The sequence below is a fragment of the Collinsella aerofaciens genome (assembly GCF_009876115.1).
In the GTDB taxonomy this organism is placed as follows: domain Bacteria; phylum Actinomycetota; class Coriobacteriia; order Coriobacteriales; family Coriobacteriaceae; genus Collinsella; species Collinsella aerofaciens_N.
In genome coordinates, this window is the sequence record NZ_WWSY01000003.1 from 22,183 (window position 1) to 47,593 (window position 25,411).

The following is a 25,411-nucleotide window of genomic DNA, read 5'->3' on the forward strand; positions in this document are numbered from 1 at the left end:
GGAGACATCTAATGGCAGCTAGATGTATGTATTAAGACCTGTATGGGTCCTTGAAGACCTTAGAGGTCCTCGCGCCAGAAGGGCATGCTCATGCAGCGCGGGCCGCCGCGGCCGCGGGAGAGCTCGGCGGAGGGCACGACGAGAAGGTCCAGGCCCTCCTTGTACAGCACGTCGTTGGTGACGGTGTTGCGGGCGTAGACGCAGATCTTGCCGGGCTCGACGCACAGGGTGTTGGAGCCGTCGTTCCACTGCTCGCGGGAGGCCGCGATCGGGTCGCCGCCGCCGCAGGGGATCAGCTTGACCTGGTCGACGCCGGTGGCGTCCTCCAGGACGTGCTCGAGGGTGTCCTCGATCAGGCGGATGTTCACGTCGCCCGGGTTCTTGCCGGCGGTCAGCTCGTAGACGCGCAGGGTGCCCATGATGGCGGGGTGGATCGTGAACTTATCGACGTCGATCTGGGTGAAGACCGTGTCGAGGTGCATGAAGGCGCGCGAGACCGGGATGTCGAAGGCCAGGATGCGCTCGACCTTGGAGTCGGAGTTCCAGAAGATGTTCTGGGCCATGACGTCGATAGCGGCGGCCTGGGTGCGCTGGGAGATGCCGACGGCGAGGGTCTTCTCGTTGATGTTCAGCACGTCGCCGCCCTCGGTGTGGAACTGGCAGTCGCGGCGGAAGTACAGCGAGACGTCCTTGTAGTCGGGGTGGTACTTGAAGACGTACTTGCCGTACAGGGTCTCGCGGTTGCGGGTGACCGAGTACATGCGGTTGAGGTTGACGCCCTCGCCGACGACCGCGAACGGGTCGCGGGTGAAGTAGAGGTTGGGCATCGGGTCGATGATCAGGTCGGACTCGGACTCGGAGTTGACCAGGGAGTCGAGGGTCGTGGACGCCGTGAGGGGCATGTCGATCTCGGCCTTGGTCATGCCGGCCATGGTCTTCTTGACGAACTCGAGGTTGTCCTCGATGGAGTCCAGCTTCTCGCGGACGATCTGCGGCATGTGCTGGCCGCGGATGCCGGCCTCGGCGATGTACTGGTCGGTGAACTCGGCGCGGGCGCCGGGGACCTGGTCGAACACCTCGGCGACGAGGTTCTCCAGGTAGAGGACCTCCACGCCCTGGTCCCTCAGGATCTGGGCGAAGGTGTCGTGCTCCTGCTGCGCGACCTCCAGGAACGGGACGTCGTCGAACAGGAGTCGCTCGAGCTCGTCGGGCGGCAGGTTGAGGAGCTCGTCGCCGGGACGGTGCAGGCAGACCTTCCTGAGCTTGCCGATCTCGGAAGGCACGTGCAGACCTTTCGTCATGGCCTCCTACCTTTCTTTCGGGCCTTACTGGCCGAATGTATCAGCGCCCCTCCGTATGGGACGCTGCTTGCTGACAGCACTAGTTATATCCAAAAACCACCCGCAATTCCACCTCGCCCCCGAACGGTCAGCAAAGTGCGATGAACGGTATATCGCATATGATTCCCCCATGATGCACTTCAGTTTCGTAAAGCAGATTTTCCTAGGTAAACGTTATTTTTTTCTAGTAATTCAAGACGAAACACTCAAAGTTATCCATGATTCAAAAATGCATAGCGAAAACGGTTTTCTGCATATAAATGATGCTTGCCCTCGATTCGACCTACATTCGATTATATTCAGCTTGCTATCATTCTTATTCATACATTCTCACCAGTTGAGTGAGGATATAAATCGCTTACTCAAAGCACCGGACGTTAGTGCTTCGGCTCGTCAGCGTTAGAAGTAGGTAAAGATACCGTTCGCACAATACGTCCGTGCCGCAAGTCGACTAAATTGAGACAATAGAGAATAGTGTTAGGCTACCGTCCCCTGCGGGGACTGAACGGACAGATGAATATGCCGAGCAAAATCGAAAAAAAGCAAGCCGCCGCAAAGCTGCGCAAACCGCCGCGCGACTTCTCGTACACGCAGAACCGAGAGCTCAGCTGGCTGCGCTTTGACAACCGCGTGCTCGACGAGGCTTTTGATGAGTCCGTGCCGCTGTTCGAGCGCCTTAAGTTCGTCTCGATCTTCGAGTCAAACCTCGATGAGTTCCTCATGGTGCGCGTGGGTGGCCTGTCCGACCTGGCCGAGCTCAAAAAGCAACCCGTCGACAACAAGAGCAATATGACCGCCTCCGAACAGGTCGATGCTGTCATGGCAGAGCTGCCCGGGCTCCTTACCCGTTGGGAGTCCATCTTTAAGAGCATCGAAGGCAAGCTCGACACCCTGGGCGTTCACCGCGCGCGTGTCGATTCGCTTACGCCCGAGGAACGCACCTTTGTCACCCGTTACTTCCAGGCCTACGTGTCGCCGGTCATCTCACCGCTGGTGATCGACCCGCGCCACCCCTTCCCCAACCTGCGCAACGGCGCGCTCTACCTGGCCTGCGGCCTGGACGGCGTCACCGACGAGGAAAGTCTGCTGGGCCTGATCGAGATTCCCGCCTCGATGAACCGCGTGGTCGAGATCCCCTCGCCCACCGGCACCTACTCCTACATTCTGCTCGAGGACGTCATCCTCGCCTGCCTGGACAGTTGCTTTGGCTCCTATAAGCCGCTCGACCGCGCACTCATCCGCGTCACCCGCAACGCCGACATCGATCCGGACGGCGAGGGCGTCGAGGAGGAAGAGGACTACCGCCAGCATATGAAGCGCATCCTCAAGAAGCGCCTGCGCCTGCAGCCGGTAGTGCTCGCCGTCTCGGGCTCACTCGAAAAAGCAACGCTCAAGACCATCCGCAAAGCGCTCGAGCTCTCGCGTCGCTCGGTCTTTACCTGCGATATCCCGCTCGACCTGGGCTATGTCTTTGGCATCGAGGGCAAGATTCCCGAGCATCTGCGCAACGAGCTGCTCTTTACGCCGTTTAAGCCGCAGCCCAACCCCACCATCGATATGGCCCGCTCCATCCGCGAGCAGGTACTTCAGCACGACAAGCTGCTCTTTTATCCCTATGAGGCCATGAACCCCTTCCTGGATCTGGTGCACGAGGCCGCCTACGACCCCGAGTGCATCTCGCTGCGCATCACGCTCTACCGCGTGGCCAAGCAGAGCCGCCTGTGCGAGTCGCTGATCGATGCCGCCGAGAACGGCAAAGAGGTTACGGTGCTCATGGAGCTCCGCGCCCGCTTCGACGAGCAGAACAACATCGAGTGGGCCGAGCGCCTGGAAGAGGCAGGCTGCACCGTCATCTACGGCTCCGAAGGCTTTAAGTGCCACTCCAAGATCTGCCAGCTCACCTATCGCGAGGGCATGGCGCTTACACGCCTGACGCTGTTGGGCACCGGCAACTTTAACGAGAAGACGGCCAAACTCTACAGCGACTTTATGCTCATGACCGCCCATCCCGGCATCGGCGAGGACGCCAACTTGTTCTTCCGCAACCTGTCGCTGGGCAACCTGCGCGGCGATTACCGCTTCCTGGGCGTGGCGCCGGTCGGCCTGAAGCCGCTCATCATGCGCGGCCTGGATCGCGAGATCCAGCGCGCCCTCGCTGGCGAGCCCGCCCGTGTGTTCTTTAAGCTCAACTCGCTCACCGACCGCGAGGTCATCGACAAGATCGCCGAGGCATCGTGCGCAGGAGTCCGCGTGGACATGATTATCCGCGGCATCTCGTGCCTCAAGCCGGGCGTTCCGGGCAAGACTGAGAACGTGCATGTCCGTTCTATCGTCGGACGCTTTTTGGAGCATGCGCGCGTTTACGCCTTTGGCGTGGACTCGGACATGATCTATCTGAGCTCGGCCGACATGATGACGCGCAACACCGAGCACCGCGTGGAGATCGCTTTCCCCGTGCTCGACCCCACCTGCCGCGCCCTGGTGCACGAGTACATGGGCATGCAGCTGCGCGACAACGTGAAGGCCCGCAGCCTCACGAGCGACGGCACCTGGGTCCCCGTGGAGCGTGCAGAGGGTGAGAAACCTTTCAACTCGCAGGAAGCCCTGCTGGAGCGTGCCTATCGCAACGCCGAGCCCGCCGCCGAGGCAAAGCCCGCCCCTGCTCCTGAACCGCAAGCGGCCACACCCGAGGTCCAGAAGGTCCAGGCGACCGTCATTGAGCCCGAGCCTGCACCTGCACCTCAGCCCGAGCCGCAGGTCACCAAGCCCGCACCCGAGACGAGCGCCCGCCGCGAGAAGCCCGCTGGCAAGACCAAGGCCATCGAGCGCCATCGCCCCGGTCGTGTGCGCATGGGACTGGGCCTGATCGGCCTGGGTCTTAAGACGCTCATTACCGGCAAGACGAAATAGTTGTTTGTAGAAGCAGTTTGTAGAAGCGCCCCGCATTCGAGGAAAGCCTCGGATGCGGGGCGCTTTTCCCTGCTACCATGGTGCGAACAACAACACGAATGACAGGCAGGAATATGAAGCTCACTATAGAATCGATGACCTACGGCGCCGACGGGCTGGCGCACGCCGACAACGGCAAAGCCGTCTTTGTGCAGGGTGCCGTGGCAGGCGACACCGTCGAGGCCGAGGTCGTACAGGACGGCAAGTCGTTCATGCGCGCCCGCACCACCGAGATTCTGGAGCCAAGCCCCGATCGCATCCAGCCTCCCTGCCCCTTCGTTGGCATCTGCGGCGGCTGCTCGTGGGGTAATCTCTCACGCACGGCACAGCTCGCCGCCAAGGAGCAAAACCTGCGCTCCACGCTCGAGCGCATTGGCAAGTTCGCTCCTGAGCAGGTCGATGAGTTGGTACAGCCCATCCGCCACACCAAGGACGACTGGGGCTACCGCAACAAAATCGAACTCGAGCCGACCGTCGTTAACGGCCGCGTTCGCCTTGGCATGCACGGCGTCGACCCCAGCAAGATCGTGACCGTCGATTCGTGCCCGCTGTTCGATAAGCGTTTTCCCAAGGCGCTCAAATCGGTCGTCGGCGCGCTCAACTATCTGAGCGGCAGCCACGACCTGGGCCTCGAGCGCGTGGGCATTCGCGCATCGCGCCGCACCAAAGCGCTCGAGGTCGCGCTCTGGACGCCCACGGGTTCCTTTCCGCGCTCACAGGTCTCGCGCGTTCTGGCAGACGCCGCACACCCCACGAGCGTAGTGCGCGTCATGAGCAAGGGCGAGAAGAAGGCCCGCCGCGTCTCTAAGGTGGAGATGCTCGCCGGTGAGGGCTCCTGGACCGAGAATATCGCCGAAGGCCAGATGCGTTTGTCTGCTCCGTCGTTTTTCCAAGTCAATACCAAGGGCGCCGAGATTTTGATTGAGCTCGTTATGGACGCCCTCGACCCGCAGGAAGACGAACTGGCCGTGGACCTGTACTGCGGTGCCGGCACCTTTACCCTGCCGCTCGCCCGCCGCTGTGATTTTGTCGCCGCCGTCGAAGCCTATGGCCCGGCCGTGCGCGACCTGCGTCGCAACCTGGAGATCAACAAGCTCGATAACGTCGACGTCATCGGCGGCGACGCGGTGCGCGAGTTCCCCGATCAGGACGCCGACGTCTTGGTGGTCGACCCGCCGCGTGCGGGCCTCGCCCCTGAGGCGATCGACCTCATCGCGAGCACGAGCGCCCGCGATGTCGCCTACGTGAGCTGCGACCCGGCAACTCTGGCCCGCGACCTCAAACGCTTTGTCGAGGAGGGCACCTTCTCCCCCGTCAAGATCACGCCGGTCGACCTATTCCCGCAAACCTTCCACTGCGAAACCGTCATCCACCTCAAGCGCAACTAACCGCATGATGAGAGCGGGCCCGCGTGCGTAACTGCACACGGGCCCGCTTTATTCGGTCGATGCAACGCTGGCAAAAGTCATCGCTGCACTCACGGGCAGCCAGAACAACAACGGCAGAAGGTAGCGCATCGACTCGGTCGTGTATGACGTCGGCGAGATCCAAAGGACAAGGTTTGCCGCGACAAGCGGTGCCATCAGATAGAGTTTCTGGGGCGCACGACGTTTTATCTCCAACAGCAGAAAAGCCATACCCCAGGTTGACCAAAACGCCTTGGCGCCGACAAGCATGCCGACCGGCGTCGACTGAAACCATGCGACGAGCGACTCGACACTGCGGCCCAAGGTCGCATCGGACCAGCTCAATCCCAGGTCCCGCGAGCGGGGAAACACATGGCTCACGTTGTGCCCGTCGACAGGAGTCACATAGGGCGACAGGGCCTCGCTTCCCGCCACCGGCATGGCATACCAGCCAATCTGCACTCCCAGATACGCCTTAAGATAACAAAGTGGATGTTGCAGGAACCCCGCTGCCCACGCGCCAAAATAGGCTGCAAAATCGAGCTCGTCGGCCTTACCAAACGTGGGGTCTTTAACGGAGTCGGTTAAAAACCACGTGTAGTTGTTCTTACCATCCTCCCCGATGGCGCGCTCGATCTCTTGACGCTGCCATTCCGGAAGCTCGTCCCCGTGGTCACGCATCAGCAACGCGGACTGCTGAAACATGAGACCGTAGACCTCCTGCTTGCCACCCGGCTCGCACCCCAAAGCTGGAAGCACGGCCCTGGGCATAAGGACCGTCATAAACAGAGAAGCGCCGACTGCCATTGCCGCAACGACAACTCGCCCGCGCCGATCCGTTACCTTGAAGAACACGACAACCAGGACAATCAGCACGAGAATCAGGCCGGTCTTACGCGTCAGCGAAACCAGAAGCAGAAGTGCAACGTATACAGCAAGGAAACCGGGAGCCCTCAGGAGTTGCCTCTTCGAACGCATGACCTCAATGGAAGCAACCGAGAACAGCAGGAAAAACGGCAGGGAGGTGGAATCCTTCGCCACGGCCGAGGCATAAATGGGAAGGTGCCAATACAGGCACAGAAGCGCTAGCAGTGCCAGGCAAACGCCACGTCCGCCGCCCATGCGGCGTACCAAAACAAGGCAGCACGCCAAGGCACACGCCGTCAGAAACGCCTGTACCAGGCAGAAGGCGTACACCCCAGCATCAACGCTTCCCAGCATACGGCCCAGGTCGGTAAACCATCCGTACAGATAGGTATCAAGTATTGGATGGTGATCGGTAACGGCGCCCTCCGACAACGCGTTGGGCAGTCCGTTGTACTGTAAGAGTTGCTGGCGAGTATCCCACCAGATCACGCCCGGGAACAGCAAGACCAGCAGCGGGGCCCAACAGGCGTAGATGATTGCGCCCAGTTTTATGATTCCGCCGAATGCGTACGTCTTCGGGATGCCAGAGAACGCCATGTCGCACAAGCTATCAAACCATCCAGCATGGTCTTGCCGAGGGACGTCAACAGCACCTTTGCGTCCCACCAGGAACCGATCGATCAGATAGTCGCCAAGCATAAACGCTGCGCAGAAAAAGGCGATATACCCCAAGACATGGACCAAGTAGATAGGGTTGCAAGAGAATCCCACAGTATCGCGAAACATATCCGCAATGGTCGCGAGCACCGCCAAGATGCCCGCGACCATCAGCATGTCGCGATTCTGTTTTAATCGCTCCACCGGCATGCGCTTAGTGCTTTACCGGTGCGCCGCAATGTGGGCAGAATTGAGAATCGGGCGTAAGCGGGCTTCCGCACGAGCTACAGAATCGCGGCGCATCCGAGGGCGCAGGAGCCTGCTGCGGCTGGGCCTGAGCCTGCTGTCCGACGAAATTCTGCGGCATCGTCTGCTGAGACGCTGTATATGCGGTGTTATTCGCAACCGCCCCATATGCCTTAGAGTGTTTGCGCATGCGAATGACAAAGAAGCCGCCAACGCCCGCAGCAAGAAGAATCGCAACTACAACGACAATGATAATTGGGTTGAACGAGGATGAGCTGTCTTCCTTTTGCGAATCGGCCAAAAGGGATTGCTGGGAGATGCCACTCTTGTAGACATCGATCCTAAAGCCGTCATCCTTATTATCTTGAACGGCATAAATCAATGAGCAGTCCTTCGAGAACCACGCAGATCCCAAGTAGCCGTCGTCGCCTACGCGGTCGTATTCCAGCGAACCCCTCAAATTGATCTGAGAATGAGCGCCCGTCTTTGTATCGATCAGATACAACAGATTGTTATCGTTGTCGTCCGAACCATTGGCCAATGCAAACCTGCCGTCATTCGATAGAGCACCATATTCATCTTCACTCATAAAGGGGAGATCATTAGGGTACTTAGTCCTCCATTTTGTTTCGCCTGTCTTGTTATCGACGACAATCATTTCAAGGCTTTCGAGCTCAGAAGAGCTGGAGCCAAGTCCATCACAGTTTTCGTTATACAAGCCAAGAACGAGCGATCCGTCCTGATTAAGCGAGTTATGTTCCAGGTTGCTGTAGTAGATAGAGGTTGCGTCGCCTTTTTTCGAGACATAGCAGCTCGAACCGACAGCAGCGCCGTCATCGTTAACGACAACCGTATTGCCCGCCCTGTCAAATTCAGACGTGTTGACGGCTTCCTTGTCCTTCAGGTCGAGCGTTACCACGTCGTAGTACGAATGTGAATCGTAATCGTCGCCGCAATAATCTCGTATAACGTAGCCGTATTTGCCGTCATTAGAAATCCAAGCAGGGCCATCCAAAGAGTAGTCATCGGATGACGTAAATTCGTATTTAGTCGTTGTATTGCTGTTCTCAAAATCAACTACGCTAAAAACCGCGTAATAATCCTCTGAACGCGAATCATATACTAGGGATGTTATAAACAGTGATTTATTGTCCTTAGATATTTGAAGCCTGACATCGCCATCATCGTCATCAAGCACGTCAGATGGAACCGCGGAGCCCAGCGGATATTCTTCTGACTTGTCATTGGACAGATCATATGCAATTACGGAATCGTTCGCTCTATTGAAACAGTAAAAGGTCTTTTCGTCGGCTGAAAAGCAGTATGCATTTTTATAGTCATCACTCTCGGAATCAATATCCACTATGGTGCGAGACCAATCCTCGGTGTCTAGTAAATAGAACTTTTCTTCAGATGTATCCCCGTACAGCACATACCTTCCAGAGGGCGAACGGTTTACATATATCGAATTCTCAAGCTCATACGTGTCCTTGAGCTCGGGCGTGGGAACGTCGGCAGCGTAGGCACCGAGCGGCGCCACGACAAGACTGGCAGCCAGTGCAAGGCCGGCCGTAAGGAGCATCCCCCATTTCATTTTTCTCGTTCTTGGCATGGTTGCCCCTTTCGATTGAGAGGTGAGTATGACCTGAGACTACGCTAAGCCCGAAAAATCAAAATGTGTTGCGCAACAATTCTCAGCGTGCAAAAAAGTCGGTAACGCCTGATGAAAATGGGACGGGGATTAAATAATCATTCGGTCCCCAATGATTATTTAATCCCCGTCCCAGAAAAATCACCGGTGGTTGACCGGAGCGCCGCAGTTTTGGCAGAAGGATGCGTTTGCTTCCAACATTGAGCCACACTGTGCGCAAAAATGAGCGGGCTCAACTGGCTGAGCATCATCGACCATGGTTGACACCTGCTGTGCCGGCGGGACCTGCTGTATAGGAGGCATTTGCTGGTACGGATTGGACTGAGGAGGCTGAGGCTTATTCGACGATTCCTTGTTCAAGATAACAGCAAAGGCGACAGCCGCGACGCCGCCAAATACAACGAGCAAAACGAGAAGATCGAATACACTAATCATCGCACATCAGCTCCTCATGTAGCGAAAGATGACGGATGCCGAGATTTTATCGCCGCGCCGCAAGCCCCTCCTAGTGCGCAACACCCATCCACCCTGCATGATTTTCTGGGGCGGGGATTTAAATCATTGGGGAATGGTGCGTGGCAAGCGGGGGTCTTCGGGGTATAAGACGGCTAATTGTATGCCGCCCTATGAAAGGAACCCTTATGCCCAGCGTTGCCGTTCTTGCCGCCGATGGCTTTGAAACGATTGAATGCCTGACCATGGTCGATGTCATGCGTCGCGGCGGCGTGCGTGCCACGCTCGTCTCGATCATGCCCACGCGCGAGGTCGTAAGCTCGCTGCAGATTCCCGTAACCTGCGACGCACTCTTTGACGAGATTAACTTTGACGAGTATGACTGCGTCGTGCTGCCCGGCGGTCTGCCCGGCGCCACCAACCTGCGCGCCGACCAGCGCGTCTGCGACGTAGTCTGTGAGTTCGCCGCGACCAAGCATGTTGCCGCCATCTGCGCCGCCCCGTTTATCCTGGGCGAGCTCGACCTGCTCGAGGGACGCCATGCCACGTGCTTCCCCGGCTTTGAGAAGAGCTTCCCCGAGGGCGCCTATACCGGCGACAAGGTCACGCACGACGGCAACATCATCACCGCCAGCGGCATGGCCCAGTCGCTCCCCTTTGCGCTTGAGCTGCTGCGTACGCTCGCCGGCGACAAGGCTGTCGAGAAGGTTGCCGAGGGCATTCAGCTATGATTTTGGCTTCGCAATCACCGCGCCGCATCGAGTTGATGCGCGAAGCGGGCTACGACATCCGCGTCATTCCCGCTGACATCGACGAGACTCCTTTTGATGACGAGGCCCCACTTACGCTTGTCGAGCGCTTAGCTCGCGCGAAGGCTGCCGCCGTTGCCGCCGAGCACGCCGAGCCCAATGAGCTGACCATCGCGGCCGACACCATCGTCACCTTCGATGGCAAGATTTTGGGTAAGCCGGCAAACGAGGACGAAGCCCGCACCATGCTCCACGAGCTCTCGGGGCGCACGCACCAGGTCGCAACCGGCGTCTGCATCGTCAGAGCCGGAGACGCCACAGCCCCGCACGCCGCCGAGAGCCTGTCGTTTGTCGATGTGACCGACGTAACGTTCTATGAGCTCACCGACGAGCAGATTGAGCGCTACGTCACCTCAGGCGAGCCCATGGACAAAGCCGGCGCCTACGGCATCCAGGGCGTCGGCGGGCGCATGCTCGTGCATGATATTTCGGGCGACTTCTACAACGTGGTGGGCCTGCCCATCGCTCGCGTCGCGCGCGAGATTCAAAAAGTATCGTAATTGCATCTGGCGCTGGGTATCCCCCAGCGCCTACAATTTCGGCGTACCGTACGGATCCCGACCGGGCATAAGGCCCGGCGGAAAACCGATAGGAGTAAAACATGGATACACTGCTTGAGGCCATTGACGTTTGCGATGTCGATGGCTTTTGCTTTGGCAACTATACGGACGAGGAGGCCGGCACCGGTTGCACCGTAATCGTGGCACCCGAGGGCGCCACCGGCGGTGTTGACGTTCGCGGCGGTGCCCCGGCATCGCGCGAGACCGACCTGCTGCGTCCCGAGAACACCGTGGACAAGGTCCACGCCGTCTGCCTTTCGGGCGGATCGGCCTTTGGTCTGGAGGCCGCAAGCGGCGTCGCCCGCGAGCTTGAGAGCCGCGGTATCGGCCTTCCCGTCGGCCCCACGCAGGTGCCCATCGTGTGCTCCAGCTGCATCTTCGACCTCGCCTTTGGCGACCCCACCGTACGCCCCGACATTGAGGCTGGCATCTCCGCCGCGCGCGAGGCACTCGACAACACCCCCACCACGCTCGAGCAGGGCAATGTAGGTGCCGGCACCGGTGCCACCGTGGGCAAACTCATGGGCCCCGCCACCTGCATGAAGGCCGGCCTTGGCGCTGCCGCCGTGGCGCTCGGCCCTGTTAAGGTGGGTGCCGTGGTCTCGGTCAACGCCTGCGGCAATGTCGTCGACCCCTCCACCGGTGAATGGGTCGCTGGTATGCGCGCTGCAGCAGATAGCGACCAGATCGTCGACATGGAGCTCGCAGCCTTTGCCGCCGCCGGCTCTATGCAGATGCCGCTCGACCGCACCAACACCACCATCAGCTGCATCGTCACCAACGTTGAGCTCACCAAGGCCCAGGCCACCAAGGTCTCCCAGATGGCCGCAGACGCCTATGCGCACGCCATCCGCCCCACGCACACCACGAACGACGGCGACACCATCTACACCCTCGCCAGCGGCAAACTAGACACTCAGACAAGCGCCGCCGTACCCCTAGACCTACTGGGCATGCTCGCCGTAAGGGCCCTACAGACCGCCATCGTAAACGGAGCCAAAACCGCCAAAACCTCCCACGGCATCCCCGGCGCCGCAAAGTAACCTAACCTGACCGGTTGCCCGGTGGGGCTTGGTTATGTTTGCTGCTCTACAGTCCTGGCTCGCACGTAGAGCACATTAAGTGCTCTTCGGCTCGTGCGGAACTCGCGACAAACATAACCAAGCTCCACCGGGCAACCTACTCAACAAGATCCCTTTCAGCCCAGGCCCCTGTGTACCGCGCGTCCAAGATCTTCAAATTCAGGTAGCCTGACAATCGATTCTTATAGCAAAGGCCCCTTGGCCTTTAGTTTGATACAAGTTCCGCATGAGCCGGAAAGCACTTAATGTGCTTTCCGTGCGAGCAGGACTGTTCGCAGTAGCAAACTAAAGGCCAAGGGGCCCAGTCAACCTATCAGCAGCGATTACTCAGCAGCTAGTTGAATTTAAAGATCTTTGAGGCAAGATGGTATAGGCCGAGTGTGGTTTTGTCTCCGGCCCGTCCACGCAGGTTGGTAAAGAATCCGACCACGCCGTAGCGAGCGCGACGATACATGCGCTCGTCGTACTCTTTCAGGTCCTTCCACAGCGTCTTCAGGCGCTCATCGGCACAATCTTCCTCGGAAAGCTTGGTGAGCACCGAGCAAATCGCCATCATCATGGTGAAGTAGCCCATCATGTACGAACGCAGGCGCGAGGACTCAACGTCCTGGTACAGGTGGAACGATTCCATCATGATGCGCGTTACGCGGAACTGTTGACCCAGGCGCTTGACCATCGTGGCCTCATTGACGCTCTGGCCCTCGCGACCGATAAAGTAGCGATAGAGGTCGATGTCGGCGTAGTACATGGTCTTGCAGCGCGGCAGCGGTACGTATGCGTAGATATTATCCACGTAGAACGTGTGTGCCGGCATAGGCAGATTGGACTCGCGCAGCACATCGGTGCGATAGCACAGGCTGTGCATGAGCAGGTTCTGATCGGGACGGAAGTGTCCGATCTGGTCCCAAGAGAAAATCTTTTTGCGCGGCAGGGCAAACTTGTAGCCAATAGCGGTATGTGTGCCCTCGTAAACCTTCTCGTACACGTAGTTCGAGATAAACAGGTCGACGCGCTGGTCGCGCTCCTCAAAGCCACGCAGAATCGACAGCATGGTCGAAAGCGCCGCACCGTCGAGCCAGTCATCCGAGTCAACGACCTTGTAGTACGTGCCATGCGCCTCGCGCAGGCCCGAGAGGACGGCGATACCGTGGCCGCCATTCTCCTGGTGCACCGCGCGGATGATTCCGGGATAACGGGCCTCCCACTCGTCGGCCTTGACGGCCGTCTCGTCCTTGGAGCCGTCGTCTACTACGATGATCTCGATATCGGTGGCGTAATTGCTCCCCTCCAAGATGGAGGTGATGCAATGGTCCATATCCTTGGCGGCGTTATATGAGGGAATACCGAATGTTATGACTTTATGCATGGCAGGCGATAATCTCATCCGAAAGATCGAGGGCGGAATTGGTCACGGCGTCCATATCGTAGTAACGATACTCGGCCAGACGACCCACCGGGTGGAAGTTCGTCAGGTTCTGGACGCGCTCAAGATAGCGCTCGTAGAGCTCACGGTTCTCGGGCTCCAGGATAGCGTAGTACGGCGTCTCGCCCGAGCCGGGCGTATAGGCCTTGGAGTACTCCTTCATGATGGTGGTCTTGCCGGGCAAAACCTGACCGGTCATGTTCTTGAACTCGGTGATGCGCGTATAGTCCTCGCTCGTGGTGTAGTTGACGGTGCCCACGGGCTGGAACTGGTCCATATCGAGCGTCTCGAACTTCATATCGAGCGTGCGGTACGGCAGCGCGCCCAGGTCGAGGTTGAACAGCTCGTCGAGTGGACCGGTGTAGACGATCTCGCCACCATAGACCTTGCCGTCGATCTTGACGGTGGTCTCGTCGATTTCAAAGAGGTCACGGGCGTCTACGTCACAGAATACGTCGATCAAATCGTGATCGAGCATATGCTCGAACAGCGCGGTATAGCCGTCCTGCGGCATACCCTGGAAAGGAGCCTGCGGGAAGTAGCGATCGTCATCGCCCACAAAGACGGGGACGCGGCCGGTGATCGAGGGGTCGATCTGGTCGGGCGTCTGGCCCCACTGCTTCATGGTGTAATGCAAAAAGACGTTCTCATAGACATAATCGGCGACCTCGGCAAGATCCGGGTCGTTCTTCTTGCGCAGCTCCATAATGGGCACCTTGACGTCCTTGCCAAAGGTCTCCACGAGCTTTTGGTACAGTTCCTCGCCGCGCTCATCGCCAAAGGCGAGCTTGAGGCTCGCATGGTTAAAGGGCACGGGCATAAGGGTGCCGTTGATGTTGGCGAGCACCTTGTGCTGGTAGTCCGTCCACTTGGTAAAGCGCGACAGGAAGTTATGGACGCGCTCATTAAAAGTGTGATAGATGTGCGGACCGTACTCGTGGACCAGGATTCCGGCCTCGTCAGTGCAGTCGTAGGCATTACCCGCGATGTGGCCGCGACGCTCCAAAACGGCAACACGATAGCCGATAGTTTCGGCAAGACGGCGGGCGCAAACGGCACCGGCATAACCGGCGCCGACAACGATCATGTCGTACGCACCGGCATTAAAGCCTTCAGGCAGGCCTGAGGTAATCTGCATCGATACTCCTTGTCAAAAGCCACACGCTTTTTAACTGGGCTTTTTCTCGAACATACGTCGAGACATATTTATCAGAGCGATTATAGCGCTAATGCGTCCTATAATGAGCTTGCCACACAAGGAAAGCTCAAGCACCGCGGCGTACATTATTGAAAGGTAAACCCGCTAGCAGCGGGTTTATTCGTGTACAGCCGAGGGCCTGGAGCTTAGCGAAACGCTTGTAAGGAGTATCATGAGCGATTTCCTAAACCGTATGAAGTCTGCCGCCAAGGCCGACCTTAAGACCATCGTCCTGCCCGAGGGCGAGGATCCGCGCACCATCGTCGCGGCTAACAAAATCATCGAGGAGGGCCTGGCCAACATCGTCATCCTGGGCGATCCCAACGAGATCAACGTCCCCGGCGCCACCGTCATCGATCCGCGCAACGCCGAGAAGCACGAGGAGTACGCACAGAAGTTTGCCGAGCTCCGCGCCAAGAAGGGCGTTACCATCGAGCAGGCTCGCGCCCAGGTGATGGACGCCACCTACTTTGGCACCATGATGGTCAAGATGGGCGACGCCGACGGCCTGGTCTCCGGCGCCTGCCACTCCACCGCCGACACCCTGCGCCCCGCGCTTCAGATCCTCAAGACCGCCCCGGGCACCAAGCTGGTCTCGGCCTTCTTCGTGATGTGCACCGACACCCCGCAGTTCGGTACCGACGGCACGCTGATCTTCGCCGACTGCGGCCTCAACATCAACCCGTCCTCCGACGAGCTCTCCGAGATCGCCATCGCCTCGGCCCACTCCTGGTCCACCTTCATGGGCAATGTTGAGCCGCACGTGGCCATGCTCTCCTACTCCACCATGGGCTCCGCCGGTGGCGAGGTCGCCAAGAAGGTCCAGGAGGCCGTGAAGTTCTGCAGGGAGAAGGCTCCCGAGCTCGCCATCGATGGCGACCTGCAGCTCGATGCCGCCATCGTCCCCACCGTCGCCCAGCTCAAGGCTCCCGGCTCCTCCGTCGCCGGTAAGGCCAACGTGCTCGTGTTCCCCGACCTCGAGGCCGGCAACATCGGCTACAAGCTGGTCCAGCGCTTCGCCGGCGCCGACGCCTACGGCCCCATCCTGCAGGGCATCGCCAAGCCGGTCAACGACCTGTCGCGCGGCTGCTCCGCCGACGACATCGTGGGTGTCGTGGCCATCACCGCCGTCCAGGCTCAGATGGCTGAGTAGCGGACGCACTCGCCCGAAGACCGTACGGGCTAACCCCTGAAAACGTCCTCGACCAATGAAACGCCCCCGTTCTGCTCCTCCGGAGCTACGAACGAGGGCGTTTCTGGTCTGCGGAGTGTTTTCAGGGGTTAGCCCGTACGGCCTTCTACTGCTACGAAGCATTCAGGGCATCTGGAGTGGGCGGCTGCTTGGCTACGAGCTGGGGCTGAGAATCCTGAACGAATGGGTGTCATTGCTGAAAGAGCAGGCGTTGCTGGTGACGATCACTTTGGGACTGGAATTTCCGCCTGCTAGTAAAAAGGCCTCCGGAGCTGTTGCTCTGGAGGCCTTTTTGTCAATTACAGACGAATACGTTAGTTGTTCTTGGTCAGGCGTTCGACGTCGTGAGCGATCATGTATTCCTCGTCGGTGGGGATGACCATGACCGTGACGGAAGAGCCGGCGGCGCTGATGACCTGCGGGCCGTTGCCCACGGCCTCGCGGTTCTTGTTGTTGTCGATGCGCACACCCAGCCACTCAAAGCAGTCGCAGAAGGCCTTGCGGATCGACCAGTCATTCTCGCCGATGCCGGCGGTAAAGGTGATGGTATCCACGCCCGCCATGGAGGCAATCATGGAACCGGCCTGCTGCATGGCCTTGTATGCGAACATATCGAAGGCGAGCAGGCAGCGCTCGTCGCCCTCGGAGGCGCGCGTACGGATGTCACGGGCATCGTTGGAGATGCCCGAGATGGCAAGCAGACCGGATTGCTTGTTCATCATGTCGTCGACTTCCTGGTAGCTGTAGCCGCCCTCGCGCTGGAGGTAACACACGGTGGCTGGGTCGATGGAACCGCAACGGGTACCCATCATCAGACCGTCAAGCGGCGTGAGGCCCATCGTGGTGTCGCGGCACACACCGTCCTCGATGGCGGCAAGCGAAGCGCCGTTGCCCAAATGGCACGAGAGCAGGCGGTGGCAGCGCGAGCCCAGGATCTCTTTGGCCATCATCCACTCGTAGCGGTGGCTCGTACCGTGGGCGCCGTACTTGCGCACGTGGTACTTGTCGCACACGTCCTTGGGCAGGGCGTAGGTGTAGGCGACCTCGGGCATGGTCATGTGGAACGAGGTGTCGAAAACAGCCACGTTGGGCAGCTCCGGATACTTCTCGCGGCAATATTCGATTGCCGCGGCCTCGCCGTAATTGTGCAGCGGGGCGAGCGGGGCCACCTCAAGGATCTTAGCCATGACCTCATCGTCGACGACCGCGGAATCATCGAAGTGCCAGCCACCCTGAACGATACGGTGGCCGATGCCATCGATCGTAAAGTCGGTCTTCTCGAGCTCCTCGAGCACGCGCGCAATGGCGCAGCGATGATCAGGGAAAGGAATCTCCTCGGTCTGCTTGGCACCACCGTTCTCGGAGTGGCCAAAGATGCCCATCTCCGAGCCGATACGCTCGCAGTTACCCTTGGCGAAAACCTCGCGGGTATCGGTATCCAAAAGCTGATATTTAAGGCTCGAGCTGCCGGCGTTGACAACAAGTACGTTCATGAGACTCCTTCGTGATTACAGTACGGTCGGCAAACCTATAAGGCGGCCGTACCCTTAATAAGAAGTTATCAGAATCCAATAAATATCTATTAAACTCTTCGCCCAAAGAGCGTAAAAGGGGGCTGAACGGCACAAGGCCATCCAGTCCCCTCCCCTTGCATCAATTACTTGCCGTTGACGATGCGCTCGACGTCGGAAGCGATCATGAACTCCTCGTCCGTGGGGATGACGAAAATCTTGACCTTGGAATCCTTGGCGGACAGGCACCAAGCGCCGTCGCCGCGCAGGGCGTTGCGGGCATGGTCCATCTTAACGCCCATAAAGGCCAGACGATCGGCCACGCCAGCGCGGACAGCCGGAGCGTGCTCGCCGATGCCGGCGGTAAAGACCAGGGTGTCCATGCCGCACATGGAAGTGGCCATCTCGGCGGCCTTGGCGGCAATCTTGTAGACAAACATATCGAAGGCGAGCTGGGCCTCGGGGTCGCCGGCAGCGGCGAGCTCCTCGACATTGCGGCAGTCGTTGGTCTTGCCGCCGGTCACAGCCAAAAGGCCGGACTTCTTGTTCATCATCTCGTCGACCTCGTCGAAGGTGTAGCCGCCTTCGCGCTGCAGGTAGCACACGGTAGCAGGGTCGATGGAGCCGCAGCGGGTGCCCATCATGACACCGTCGAGCGGCGTCAGGCCCATGGTGGTGTCCATGCACTTGCCGTCCTCGATGGCGCACAGGGAAGCGCCGGAACCGATGTGGCACACGACGACCTTGCGAGCCTCGCCGTTGGTCATCTCGGCAACCTTCTTGGAGATGTAGCGGTAGCTGGTGCCGTGGGCGCCGTACTTACGGATGTGCAGCTTGTCGCAGACGTCCTTGGGCAGGGCGTAGGTCTTGGCGACCTCGGGCATATTGAAGTGGAAAGCAGTGTCGTAGACCGTGACGTTGGGCAGGTCGGGATACTGCTCCAGGCAGTACTCAATAACGTTGGCCTCGGGGTTGTTGTGCAGCGGGGCGAGCGGGGCAACCTCGCGGATCTTGGCGAGGACGTCCTCGTCGACGAGGGAGGAATCGCCGAAGTACCAACCGCCCTGAACGATACGGTGGCCGATGCCCTCGATCTTGACGCCGTTGGCCTCAAGGTCCTTCAGGACGACCTCGATGGCGACCTTGTGGTCGGGGAACTCGATGTTCTCGGTCACCTTCTTGGAGCCGTTGGCAGCGTGGGTGAAGGTACCGCCGGTAAAGCAGACGCGCTCGCAGGAGCCCTTTGCGGACACCTTGTGGGACTTGGTATCGATGACCTGATACTTAAGGGTCGAAGATCCTGCGTTGACGACCAGAACGTTCATGTGTCTCCCTACTAACAGGCGGTGTGGCGCCGCCAGGTTACATACGCTTCAATAATAAACCCAAACGCCCTCGCGCTCGGGTTTATTGCGTTGATATATAAGTTATCGGTGCCCAAATACTCACGGCCTTTGACTTGTAAGACGAAATAGCGCGGGGATATACACCAGGGAAGAAATCCCGAGCGCAACAAGCAATACGACACGAATGCCCGCAACGCTACTCAACACAGCGTTGAGCAGATAGAAAAGAACGGCACCCACCGCCACCATCTGGCTTTGAACCGAAATCAGCGAACAGCGCATCGCTGAATCGGCAGCATTTTGGAAAACTGAGTATTTGATTGGGGCAAACAATGAGTACGCAACCGTCTGCAGTACATAGAACACGGGCAGCAAATTAGCCGGAGTAAGGGGAATCAAAAACAAAGCTGTCAATGCTAAGCGAATGATGCCGCAAATACGCGCAAAACGGCCCTTGTCGACACGAGCAATCACACTGGGCACAATAAACCCTATGGAGGCGGAGGCAAGGAGCTGGACCGCAATGGTCACGCCCGAAGCGACGGCATTCATTCCGCGGCCCGCAAGCAACAGTGAGAAAAAGTCTTCCAGAGCGACGAAGGCAAATGCCTGAGAACAGTCCATGATGAACGCTGACCGAAGAACGCCATTACCCGTAATAGCAGCACCGATCATCTTCGGGCTCATTCCACGCTCAGGTGTCGCCGCAGTGCCCCCTCTTCGCATCTCAGGAATGCAGATAACGACAACCAACGTCAACACCATTGCGATGATATCTGCCGAAAGACCAATGAGGTATGCACCGACAGACGAAATGAAGCCGCCCACACAAGCGGAGATGGCATAAGAGGCATAGAAAACAAATCGCTCAACGACATTAAGTCTTACGAGCTGGTCCTGAGAGACGCTGTCAATGTAAATCGCTTCTATGGATCCGCTCACGCATGCAACGGCAAAACCTTTGAGAGCAAACGCGCCGATTAAAAGCAGAGGAGAACGGACGAGAAGCAGGGCGGCGTAGTATCCAAGCATTCCCACAACGCCAACGAGACCGCTAGTCTTTCGTCCAAACCTATCCGCAATATAGCCAGTGGGAACTTCAAGGATGAACTTGCTCACTTGATATGCAATCATCATGCTAGAAATCGCTACCATCGAAAGCCCGACGAACTCAAGGTAAACCGTCAAAAAATACAAAATGGTGCTGAAGTTCGACAGAAAAACGAACGTCATATAAAGCAAAACCGTACGGTTTTTCATGTTCCGCCCTCCAAGAGTCAGCAATCTAAATCGGAATCTTGGAAAAGCATGAGGGCAAAGCTGTCAGCTATGTGTTACAAGGCGTCAATAATCACTTGACGTCTCGAAGCCAATTAATTTCACGAAGCAAGATGACGCAATAGGTGCAGAAAAACCGTCTGGTGTCGATCAGTCCAGGAATTTTGCCGATAGCAAAAGTAGATAGGCAAGGTTACATCACGCGAACCTTCAATGGAGTACTCACTCACTTCTGACCCATCCGATGCGAGAGAGGACCCAGACAAACTCAATATCAATCCCCCGGCTTGAAGAAACTCAGTCTGCGCCCTGTTTCCATATTCGACATCGCGGAAACGGAAATTAACCAGCTGAGCTTCGGGGCATTGATTGATTGCATTGAGACAGGGTGACAAATTAATGGGAACAGCGAGCCTGCCGCCCAGTAACTCACGAACGGTCATAGCGTCAACAGATTGATGACCCGCTGGGCATGAAAGAACCTTGAGCTCCTTTTCACCCAAATATTTTGAAGAAAGGACGCTGTCCCGTGGTTCCTCGAATGAGATAGCCGCGTCCGAAATTCCAAGTATAAGTGATTCAAAGCATGTAGCCGTTGGCTGATGCCACACATCAAGGTGAATCTGAGAGTACGAGCGTTCAAACGAGTCATACCAGTTTTCGGCAAAAAGACGCCCCCGCCCATGAAGGCAGGGGGCGTAAAGACGAAAGTGACCATCGGGCGAGACGCCGTCGTCCCTCGATTGAGCGTACTTTTTGAGATCGTCGACTTGTGCCAGGATCACGCGTGCACGACGCGCAAATTCTCTGCCCGCCGGAGACAAAACAGCCTCCCCCGCCGATCGGTCGAGCAAAACAATCTGATACTCAGATTCCAACTTTTTGATTGCCGACGAAACGGCCTGCGGACTCACATGAACGGCGCGAGCTGCTTTGCGCACGCCGCCATAGTTCGCTACCGCTTGAAGGTATTCGAGTTGAGAAAGCTGCATAGATTACTCCAAAGGCAGCCAAGTCGACGGGCTACGCGTCCTCAGATGAGGTTCTCGCCCAGGTTCTTACCGCCGAGGACGTGCATGTGGAAGTGCATGACGGTCTGGCCGGCGTTGACGCCCTTGTTGGAGATGACGCGGAAGCCGTCCTCCAGACCCTTGGCCTTGGCGACCTCCTGGATGGCGTGGGCCATGGCGCCCATGGTCTCGGCAGGTACGTTGTCGGCGATGTCACTGTAGTGCTTCTTGGGGATCACGAGCGTGTGGACCGGCGCCTGGGGGTTGAGGTCATCGAAGGCGATGACCTGGTCGTCCTCATAGACAACGGTCGAGGGGATCTCGTGGTTGGCAATTTTGCAGAAGATGCAATCGCACATGGTTGGTTCCTTTCTCACAGACCAAGGTAATTATATTTGGTCGGAATGGTTAGAACGAGAGGTTGTCGTCGGTGTTGGCGGCTTCGCCGTCGGCGAGCACGTCGTTGCCGTCGACGTCCTTAAGGAGCACCGAGACCTTCTGCTCGGCATCGGACAGGCGGGTGCGCAGGCTCTTGAGGAGCTCGACGCCGCGGGTATAGCTCTCGAGCGACTCCTCGAGCTCCATATCGCCCGACTCCAGGCTGCGGATGATGAGCTCCAGCTCCTGCGAGGCCTGCTTGTACGTAAGCTGCTCGACCGGGGTCTTCTCTGCCATATCTGTTTCCTTTCCTAAAGGTTTATCGCTATGAAACGCGGCTTACTCGACCGTATCGACCGTTGCCGCCACGTTGCCGTCTGCCATGCGCACACGAATGGCGTCGCCGGGCTTAAAGGTCCTGGCGCTCGTAGCCACACCATCATCGCTGTACGCGATGGAGTAACCGCGGGCAAGCACCTTGAGCGGCGACAGGGCATCGAGCGAGGCTGCCGCACGGCCCAGGTCGGACGCGGGTTTGCTGAGCATCGTACGTCCCTGATGCTCCAGACGGGAACTCGCGAGCGTGAGCGCATGGCGCTTGCCATCGAGCCCCGAGGTGCTTGCAATCAAGCGCTCGGGCAGACGCTCGAAGTTGGAGCGGAAGGCCCCAACCGAACGCGTTATGGCGCCGGACAGACGATCGGCCGTTAAGGCAAGCTCAGACTCGCGACGCTCGACCATAAACGTTGGGTCGTTGAGGCACGGGCGGCACGCGGCCGCATCGAGCGCATCGCCCAGACGAGCCGTATAGGTGTCCCAGGCACGACGACCGCGCTGGTCGAGCATTTCCAGATCGACCTGATCCGACCCGATCATCGAAGCCATCGCGGCGCCCAGACGTTGATGGCGCGCCTCGAGCACATCGGCCAATTCCGTCATAGCCGGCGCCACCGATTCTGCCGCCGCCGTGGGCGTAGAGGCGCGGCGGTCGCTCACCATATCGCAAACCGAGGTATCGGGCTCATGCCCAATGCCGGTCACCACGGGCACAGGACAAGCCGCCACCGCGCGGGCAAGCTCCTCGTCGTTAAAGGTCATGAGGTCCTCGAAGGAACCGCCGCCACGCACGAGCAAAATGCAATCGGGCGCCGGCGTAATGGCAGCGGCGCGGCGCAAGCCTTCAATAAGCTCCGCCGGCGCACCCTCGCCCTGGACCTTTGCGCCCACGCAGACAAGCTCGACGAGCGGGTTACGGCGACGCAAGGTGCGCTTGACGTCGTCGATTACGGCACCCGAAAGCGAGGTGACGACTGCCACGCGCGAGCAAAACACCGGAATGCGACGTTTGCGTGCCTCGTCCACCAGGCCCTCGCGACGCAGCTTTTCGGCCAACTGAGCCACCTGCTGACGCAGCAAGCCTTCCCCCGCCAGCGAAAACGAGCGGGCGACGAAGCTCATGCGGCCCGTGGGCTTGTAGAGATTGAAGCTGCCCTTAAAGCTCACCTGCATGCCATCACGCAGATCGAAGGTACGCTTAAGGTAGGCGCCCTTCCAGATGATGCAGTCGACGGCCGCCGAGTCGTCCTTGATTTGGAAGTAGCAGTGGCCGCTTCGGGCATTGGGACCGCGGAAACCAGTGACCTCACCCAAAACGCTCAGCTGCGGAATGGCATCGAGCGCGCCGGCGGCGATCTCCACCGCTTGGCTCACGCTGAGCTCTTTGCGCTCCTGCTCGTCCGATCCGTCGAACTCGGCGGAAACGGTATTGCCGGTCAGATTCCAGCCTGCCACGCAGCCCCCTTTCGTCGTCGTGCGCATGAGCTCCGGCCCTGCGCAAATTCAAGTTCAACACATAGTACAGCGCCGCAGGGACACAAATCCCCACGGCGCCCGTCGGTCCCATTTGTTATCGGTTGGAGTTTCTGTTGTAGCGAGCCATAAGATAGAGCAACTGAATAATCGAGGTGAGCGCCGCAGCCACGTAGGTGAGCGCGGCTGCCGTCAGCACCTTCTTGGCACCGTTGACCTGCTTGGAACTCATGCCCGACTGCTCGATATACGCCACGGCGCGGCGACTGGCATCGATCTCGACCGGCAGCGTAACCAGCTGGAACAGCACGCTAAACGAGAAGAAGACCAGCGCGAGGGTCGTGAGCCCTGCTATGTTCATAAACAGGCCCATGAGCAGCACGATCGTCCAGGTGTTCTGGGTAAAGTTGACGACGGGGACCAAAGCGGTGCGTACCTTCATCATGGCGTAACCGCTTTGACGCTGCGCGGCATGGCCCGCCTCGTGGCAGGCGACGGCAACGCTTGCGACCGACCCGCCAGAACGGTTGGCATCCGACAGATACAGGTTGTTGTCCTGCGGGTTGTAATGATCGGTGAGCTCGCCGGCAACGCCCTTGATGCCCACGGCATTGCAGCCGTTGGCGTCGAGCATGCGGCGAGCAACCGTGGCACCCGTATCGCCGTCCGAGCGAACCTTGGACCAGGTCTTGTACGTCGAGTTGATATAGCTCTGCGCAGCAAGGCCAAGCACTGTACAAACAAGAACAACCAGCAGGTACAGCGGGTCGATGCCAAAGCCGTAACCATAGTAATAGGGCATGCGAATTCCTCCGAATCGAGTTACACGTCGGAGGCATTCTACCCACTCGCCCAGCAGGCAAGTCAGCATCGATGTTTAGGCATTGTCAGCGAAAACGGCCGAGGGCGAGCAAGGTGACGTGAAAGAGAAGCGACGCGTACTTTGGTACGCAAACGACGATTGAACGTCAGATTGCCGCTCTCGGCCGTTTGCAGCGTCGAGCTGTTACGCGGTTTGGTAAAACCGCGTAACTATAAAAGCTCGATTTTGCCGTCCTTCACCGTCAACCCCATATTGCCCGACAGCAGATCGTCCAGGCGCGAGCCCACAAGCTCAAAACGCCAGCCTTCGCGCAGGGGGCTTTGCTCAGGATGCTCGATGTAATCGGCCAAGTCATCGCGCGAGGCGATAACCGAGGTCGCAACGCCCGAGCGCTCGGCAACCAAGCGAATAAGCGCATACATAAGATCCGTCACGCTCTCCAGCTCCGGCGAGATCTGGCGATGTCCGCGCACCATGAGCGGCAGGCGATCGTGCGGGCAGCTCGCGCCGCGCTTGATGGCCATGAGCGCGCCGTCCACATCGCGCTCCCCCAGCTGGTCGGTGCCGCGGATGCTGCGGAACTCCTCAACGCGCACGGGATTGCGCTTGACGAGCGCCAGCAGCGTATCGTCGGACATGACCCACTTGCGTGGGATGTTGCGGCGCTCGGCGCGGTCCTCGCGCCAGGCGGCGAGCTCGCGCGCAATGCCCAGCTGATGGCGGCTGCACGAGTTAATGCGCTTGACCTTGCGGAATGCCTCATGGCGGTCGGCGCGGTAGTGCGACTCGTCGGCCAGCGGGCGCAGCTCATCGAGCACCCAATCCACACGACCCAGCTCGCGTAGGCGGCTCATCATCTCGGTATAGGCAACGATCAGATACTTGACGTCATCGATTGCGTACTCAATCTGCTTATCGGTCAGCGGACGGCGCGACCAATCGGTCAGTGACTCGGTCTTGGGCAATGAGACGCCGCAAAACGTCTGCACGAGCGCGCCGTAGGAAATCTGCTGGCGCTCGCCCAAAAAGGCGGCGGCCACCTGCGTGTCAAAAATGGGACGCGGCAGCACGCCCACGGTATGGAGCATAACCTCCATATCCTGTGAGCAGGCGTGGAAGACCTTGGTCACGCTCTCATCGCCCATAAGCTCGGCGAGCGGCGACAGGTCGTCGATCACCAGAGGATCGACCGCGACGCTCTCGGCGGGGGTGGCAATCTGGACCAAGCACAGGCGCGGGTGGAACGTGCGCTCGCGCAAAAACTCGGTATCGACGGCAATCGCCTCGAACTCGCGGGCGCGCTGGCAAAAGTCGAGTAGAGCCTGATGTGTGGAAATGTACATATCAACCCATCGAATAAGGTTAGGCCCGAAAAACACGGGTAGGATATCGGCATTGCCCTACAACTATACTCGGTTAGTCA

At 58.7% G+C, this 25,411-nt stretch carries 21 protein-coding genes; 6 read left to right on the plus strand and 15 right to left on the minus strand.

What is annotated here, in order from left to right:
* Nucleotides 1–59: 59 nt before the first annotated feature.
* Nucleotides 60–1,301 carry an arginine deiminase gene (gene arcA, locus GT571_RS02780; protein ID WP_099431519.1) on the minus strand — a complete coding sequence of 414 codons (1,242 nt, stop codon included), beginning with the start codon at nucleotides 1,299–1,301 and terminating at the stop codon, nucleotides 60–62.
* 552 nt (nucleotides 1,302–1,853) lie between these two features.
* On the opposite strand from arcA, the gene ppk1 reads away from it, so the two are divergent.
* Both ppk1 and rlmD read left to right on the plus strand, forming a co-directional pair.
* Complete coding sequence (gene ppk1 / locus GT571_RS02785; RefSeq protein ID WP_161155334.1) at nucleotides 1,854–4,250, plus strand: polyphosphate kinase 1; 2,397 nt, start codon at nucleotides 1,854–1,856, stop codon at nucleotides 4,248–4,250.
* A gap of 98 nt (nucleotides 4,251–4,348) precedes the next feature.
* On the plus strand, nucleotides 4,349–5,677 hold the full coding sequence (gene rlmD, locus GT571_RS02790) for a 23S rRNA (uracil(1939)-C(5))-methyltransferase RlmD (protein WP_161155336.1): 1,329 nt from the start codon (nucleotides 4,349–4,351) through the stop codon (nucleotides 5,675–5,677).
* Between the two features lie 48 nt (nucleotides 5,678–5,725).
* Here the strand turns inward: rlmD and GT571_RS02795 are convergent, their stop codons facing one another.
* The 3 genes from GT571_RS02795 to GT571_RS10245 all read right to left on the minus strand — a co-directional run bounded on the left by GT571_RS02795 (nucleotide 5,726) and on the right by GT571_RS10245 (nucleotide 9,551).
* Complete coding sequence (locus GT571_RS02795; RefSeq protein ID WP_161155338.1) at nucleotides 5,726–7,429, minus strand: DUF6020 family protein; 1,704 nt, start codon at nucleotides 7,427–7,429, stop codon at nucleotides 5,726–5,728.
* Nucleotides 7,430–7,433: 4 nt separating this feature from the next.
* Nucleotides 7,434–9,077 (minus strand): zinc ribbon domain-containing protein, encoded by a 1,644-nt coding sequence (locus GT571_RS09975; protein WP_204987188.1) that lies wholly within the window; start codon nucleotides 9,075–9,077, stop codon nucleotides 7,434–7,436.
* A 180-nt stretch (nucleotides 9,078–9,257) separates the two neighbouring features.
* The gene (locus tag GT571_RS10245) at nucleotides 9,258–9,551 is read right to left on the minus strand and encodes a zinc-ribbon domain-containing protein (RefSeq protein WP_161155340.1); all 294 of its coding nucleotides are present in this window, start codon (nucleotides 9,549–9,551) and stop codon (nucleotides 9,258–9,260) included.
* Nucleotides 9,552–9,757: 206 nt separating this feature from the next.
* On the opposite strand from GT571_RS10245, the gene GT571_RS02810 reads away from it, so the two are divergent.
* From GT571_RS02810 to GT571_RS02820, 3 genes are all read left to right on the plus strand, one after another.
* On the plus strand, nucleotides 9,758–10,300 hold the full coding sequence (locus tag GT571_RS02810) for a DJ-1 family glyoxalase III (protein WP_118935286.1): 543 nt from the start codon (nucleotides 9,758–9,760) through the stop codon (nucleotides 10,298–10,300).
* The gene (locus GT571_RS02815) at nucleotides 10,297–10,878 is read left to right on the plus strand and encodes a Maf family protein (protein WP_161155342.1); all 582 of its coding nucleotides are present in this window, start codon (nucleotides 10,297–10,299) and stop codon (nucleotides 10,876–10,878) included. The genes GT571_RS02810 and GT571_RS02815 overlap by 4 nt, the downstream gene beginning before the upstream one ends.
* Before the next feature lie 101 nt (nucleotides 10,879–10,979).
* The gene (locus tag GT571_RS02820; protein ID WP_161155344.1) at nucleotides 10,980–11,981 is read left to right on the plus strand and encodes a P1 family peptidase; all 1,002 of its coding nucleotides are present in this window, start codon (nucleotides 10,980–10,982) and stop codon (nucleotides 11,979–11,981) included.
* A 373-nt stretch (nucleotides 11,982–12,354) separates the two neighbouring features.
* Here the strand turns inward: GT571_RS02820 and GT571_RS02825 are convergent, their stop codons facing one another.
* The gene (locus tag GT571_RS02825) at nucleotides 12,355–13,386 is read right to left on the minus strand and encodes a glycosyltransferase family 2 protein (RefSeq protein ID WP_161155346.1); all 1,032 of its coding nucleotides are present in this window, start codon (nucleotides 13,384–13,386) and stop codon (nucleotides 12,355–12,357) included.
* Nucleotides 13,379–14,581: a UDP-galactopyranose mutase gene (gene glf, locus GT571_RS02830; protein ID WP_055252340.1), complete on the minus strand. Its 1,203-nt coding sequence runs from the start codon at nucleotides 14,579–14,581 to the stop codon at nucleotides 13,379–13,381. The genes GT571_RS02825 and glf overlap by 8 nt, the downstream gene beginning before the upstream one ends.
* A 232-nt stretch (nucleotides 14,582–14,813) precedes the next feature.
* Here glf and pta point away from each other — a divergent pair, with 232 nt between their 5' ends.
* Entirely contained in the window at nucleotides 14,814–15,794 is a 981-nt protein-coding gene (pta, locus tag GT571_RS02835; protein ID WP_161155348.1) for a phosphate acetyltransferase, read from the plus strand.
* Between the two features lie 353 nt (nucleotides 15,795–16,147).
* On the opposite strand, the gene GT571_RS02840 is transcribed toward pta, so the two are convergent.
* The 9 genes from GT571_RS02840 to rnd form a co-directional block, all read right to left on the minus strand.
* Nucleotides 16,148–17,326 carry an acetate/propionate family kinase gene (locus GT571_RS02840; RefSeq protein WP_118256462.1) on the minus strand — a complete coding sequence of 393 codons (1,179 nt, stop codon included), beginning with the start codon at nucleotides 17,324–17,326 and terminating at the stop codon, nucleotides 16,148–16,150.
* A gap of 164 nt (nucleotides 17,327–17,490) precedes the next feature.
* Nucleotides 17,491–18,669, minus strand: coding sequence for an acetate/propionate family kinase (locus GT571_RS02845; RefSeq protein ID WP_006234305.1), 1,179 nt, complete (start codon nucleotides 18,667–18,669; stop codon nucleotides 17,491–17,493).
* Between the two features lie 120 nt (nucleotides 18,670–18,789).
* A complete protein-coding gene (locus tag GT571_RS02850; RefSeq protein ID WP_161155350.1) occupies nucleotides 18,790–19,950 on the minus strand; it encodes an MFS transporter in 1,161 nt (386 codons plus the stop codon).
* A 119-nt stretch (nucleotides 19,951–20,069) separates the two neighbouring features.
* Entirely contained in the window at nucleotides 20,070–20,960 is an 891-nt protein-coding gene (locus GT571_RS02855) for a LysR family transcriptional regulator (RefSeq protein ID WP_161155352.1), read from the minus strand.
* Nucleotides 20,961–21,001: 41 nt separating this feature from the next.
* A complete protein-coding gene (locus tag GT571_RS02860) occupies nucleotides 21,002–21,337 on the minus strand; it encodes a histidine triad nucleotide-binding protein (protein WP_035137921.1) in 336 nt (111 codons plus the stop codon).
* A gap of 49 nt (nucleotides 21,338–21,386) precedes the next feature.
* The gene (gene xseB, locus GT571_RS02865; RefSeq protein ID WP_006234311.1) at nucleotides 21,387–21,653 is read right to left on the minus strand and encodes an exodeoxyribonuclease VII small subunit; all 267 of its coding nucleotides are present in this window, start codon (nucleotides 21,651–21,653) and stop codon (nucleotides 21,387–21,389) included.
* Between the two features lie 42 nt (nucleotides 21,654–21,695).
* A complete protein-coding gene (gene xseA, locus GT571_RS02870) occupies nucleotides 21,696–23,147 on the minus strand; it encodes an exodeoxyribonuclease VII large subunit (RefSeq protein ID WP_422110308.1) in 1,452 nt (483 codons plus the stop codon).
* Nucleotides 23,148–23,262: 115 nt separating this feature from the next.
* Complete coding sequence (locus tag GT571_RS02875) at nucleotides 23,263–23,967, minus strand: zinc metallopeptidase (protein WP_138112154.1); 705 nt, start codon at nucleotides 23,965–23,967, stop codon at nucleotides 23,263–23,265.
* A gap of 230 nt (nucleotides 23,968–24,197) precedes the next feature.
* Nucleotides 24,198–25,331 carry a ribonuclease D gene (rnd, locus tag GT571_RS02880; protein WP_118373026.1) on the minus strand — a complete coding sequence of 378 codons (1,134 nt, stop codon included), beginning with the start codon at nucleotides 25,329–25,331 and terminating at the stop codon, nucleotides 24,198–24,200.
* Nucleotides 25,332–25,411: the final 80 nt, after the last annotated feature.

Bases quoted from the DNA above. Each gene is read 5' to 3' on its own strand.
- arcA (WP_099431519.1), bottom strand. From the start codon at position 1,301: ATGACGAAAGGTCTGCACGTGCCTTCCGAGATCGGCAAGCTCAGGAAG.
- ppk1 (WP_161155334.1), top strand. From the start codon at position 1,854: ATGAATATGCCGAGCAAAATCGAAAAAAAGCAAGCCGCCGCAAAGCTG.
- rlmD (WP_161155336.1), top strand. From the start codon at position 4,349: ATGACAGGCAGGAATATGAAGCTCACTATAGAATCGATGACCTACGGC.
- GT571_RS02795 (WP_161155338.1), bottom strand. From the start codon at position 7,429: ATGCCGGTGGAGCGATTAAAACAGAATCGCGACATGCTGATGGTCGCG.
- GT571_RS09975 (WP_204987188.1), bottom strand. From the start codon at position 9,077: ATGCCAAGAACGAGAAAAATGAAATGGGGGATGCTCCTTACGGCCGGC.
- GT571_RS10245 (WP_161155340.1), bottom strand. From the start codon at position 9,551: ATGATTAGTGTATTCGATCTTCTCGTTTTGCTCGTTGTATTTGGCGGC.
- GT571_RS02810 (WP_118935286.1), top strand. From the start codon at position 9,758: ATGCCCAGCGTTGCCGTTCTTGCCGCCGATGGCTTTGAAACGATTGAA.
- GT571_RS02815 (WP_161155342.1), top strand. From the start codon at position 10,297: ATGATTTTGGCTTCGCAATCACCGCGCCGCATCGAGTTGATGCGCGAA.
- GT571_RS02820 (WP_161155344.1), top strand. From the start codon at position 10,980: ATGGATACACTGCTTGAGGCCATTGACGTTTGCGATGTCGATGGCTTT.
- GT571_RS02825 (WP_161155346.1), bottom strand. From the start codon at position 13,386: ATGCATAAAGTCATAACATTCGGTATTCCCTCATATAACGCCGCCAAG.
- glf (WP_055252340.1), bottom strand. From the start codon at position 14,581: ATGCAGATTACCTCAGGCCTGCCTGAAGGCTTTAATGCCGGTGCGTAC.
- pta (WP_161155348.1), top strand. From the start codon at position 14,814: ATGAGCGATTTCCTAAACCGTATGAAGTCTGCCGCCAAGGCCGACCTT.
- GT571_RS02840 (WP_118256462.1), bottom strand. From the start codon at position 17,326: ATGAACGTACTTGTTGTCAACGCCGGCAGCTCGAGCCTTAAATATCAG.
- GT571_RS02845 (WP_006234305.1), bottom strand. From the start codon at position 18,669: ATGAACGTTCTGGTCGTCAACGCAGGATCTTCGACCCTTAAGTATCAG.
- GT571_RS02850 (WP_161155350.1), bottom strand. From the start codon at position 19,950: ATGAAAAACCGTACGGTTTTGCTTTATATGACGTTCGTTTTTCTGTCG.
- GT571_RS02855 (WP_161155352.1), bottom strand. From the start codon at position 20,960: ATGCAGCTTTCTCAACTCGAATACCTTCAAGCGGTAGCGAACTATGGC.
- GT571_RS02860 (WP_035137921.1), bottom strand. From the start codon at position 21,337: ATGTGCGATTGCATCTTCTGCAAAATTGCCAACCACGAGATCCCCTCG.
- xseB (WP_006234311.1), bottom strand. From the start codon at position 21,653: ATGGCAGAGAAGACCCCGGTCGAGCAGCTTACGTACAAGCAGGCCTCG.
- GT571_RS02875 (WP_138112154.1), bottom strand. From the start codon at position 23,967: ATGCCCTATTACTATGGTTACGGCTTTGGCATCGACCCGCTGTACCTG.
- rnd (WP_118373026.1), bottom strand. From the start codon at position 25,331: ATGTACATTTCCACACATCAGGCTCTACTCGACTTTTGCCAGCGCGCC.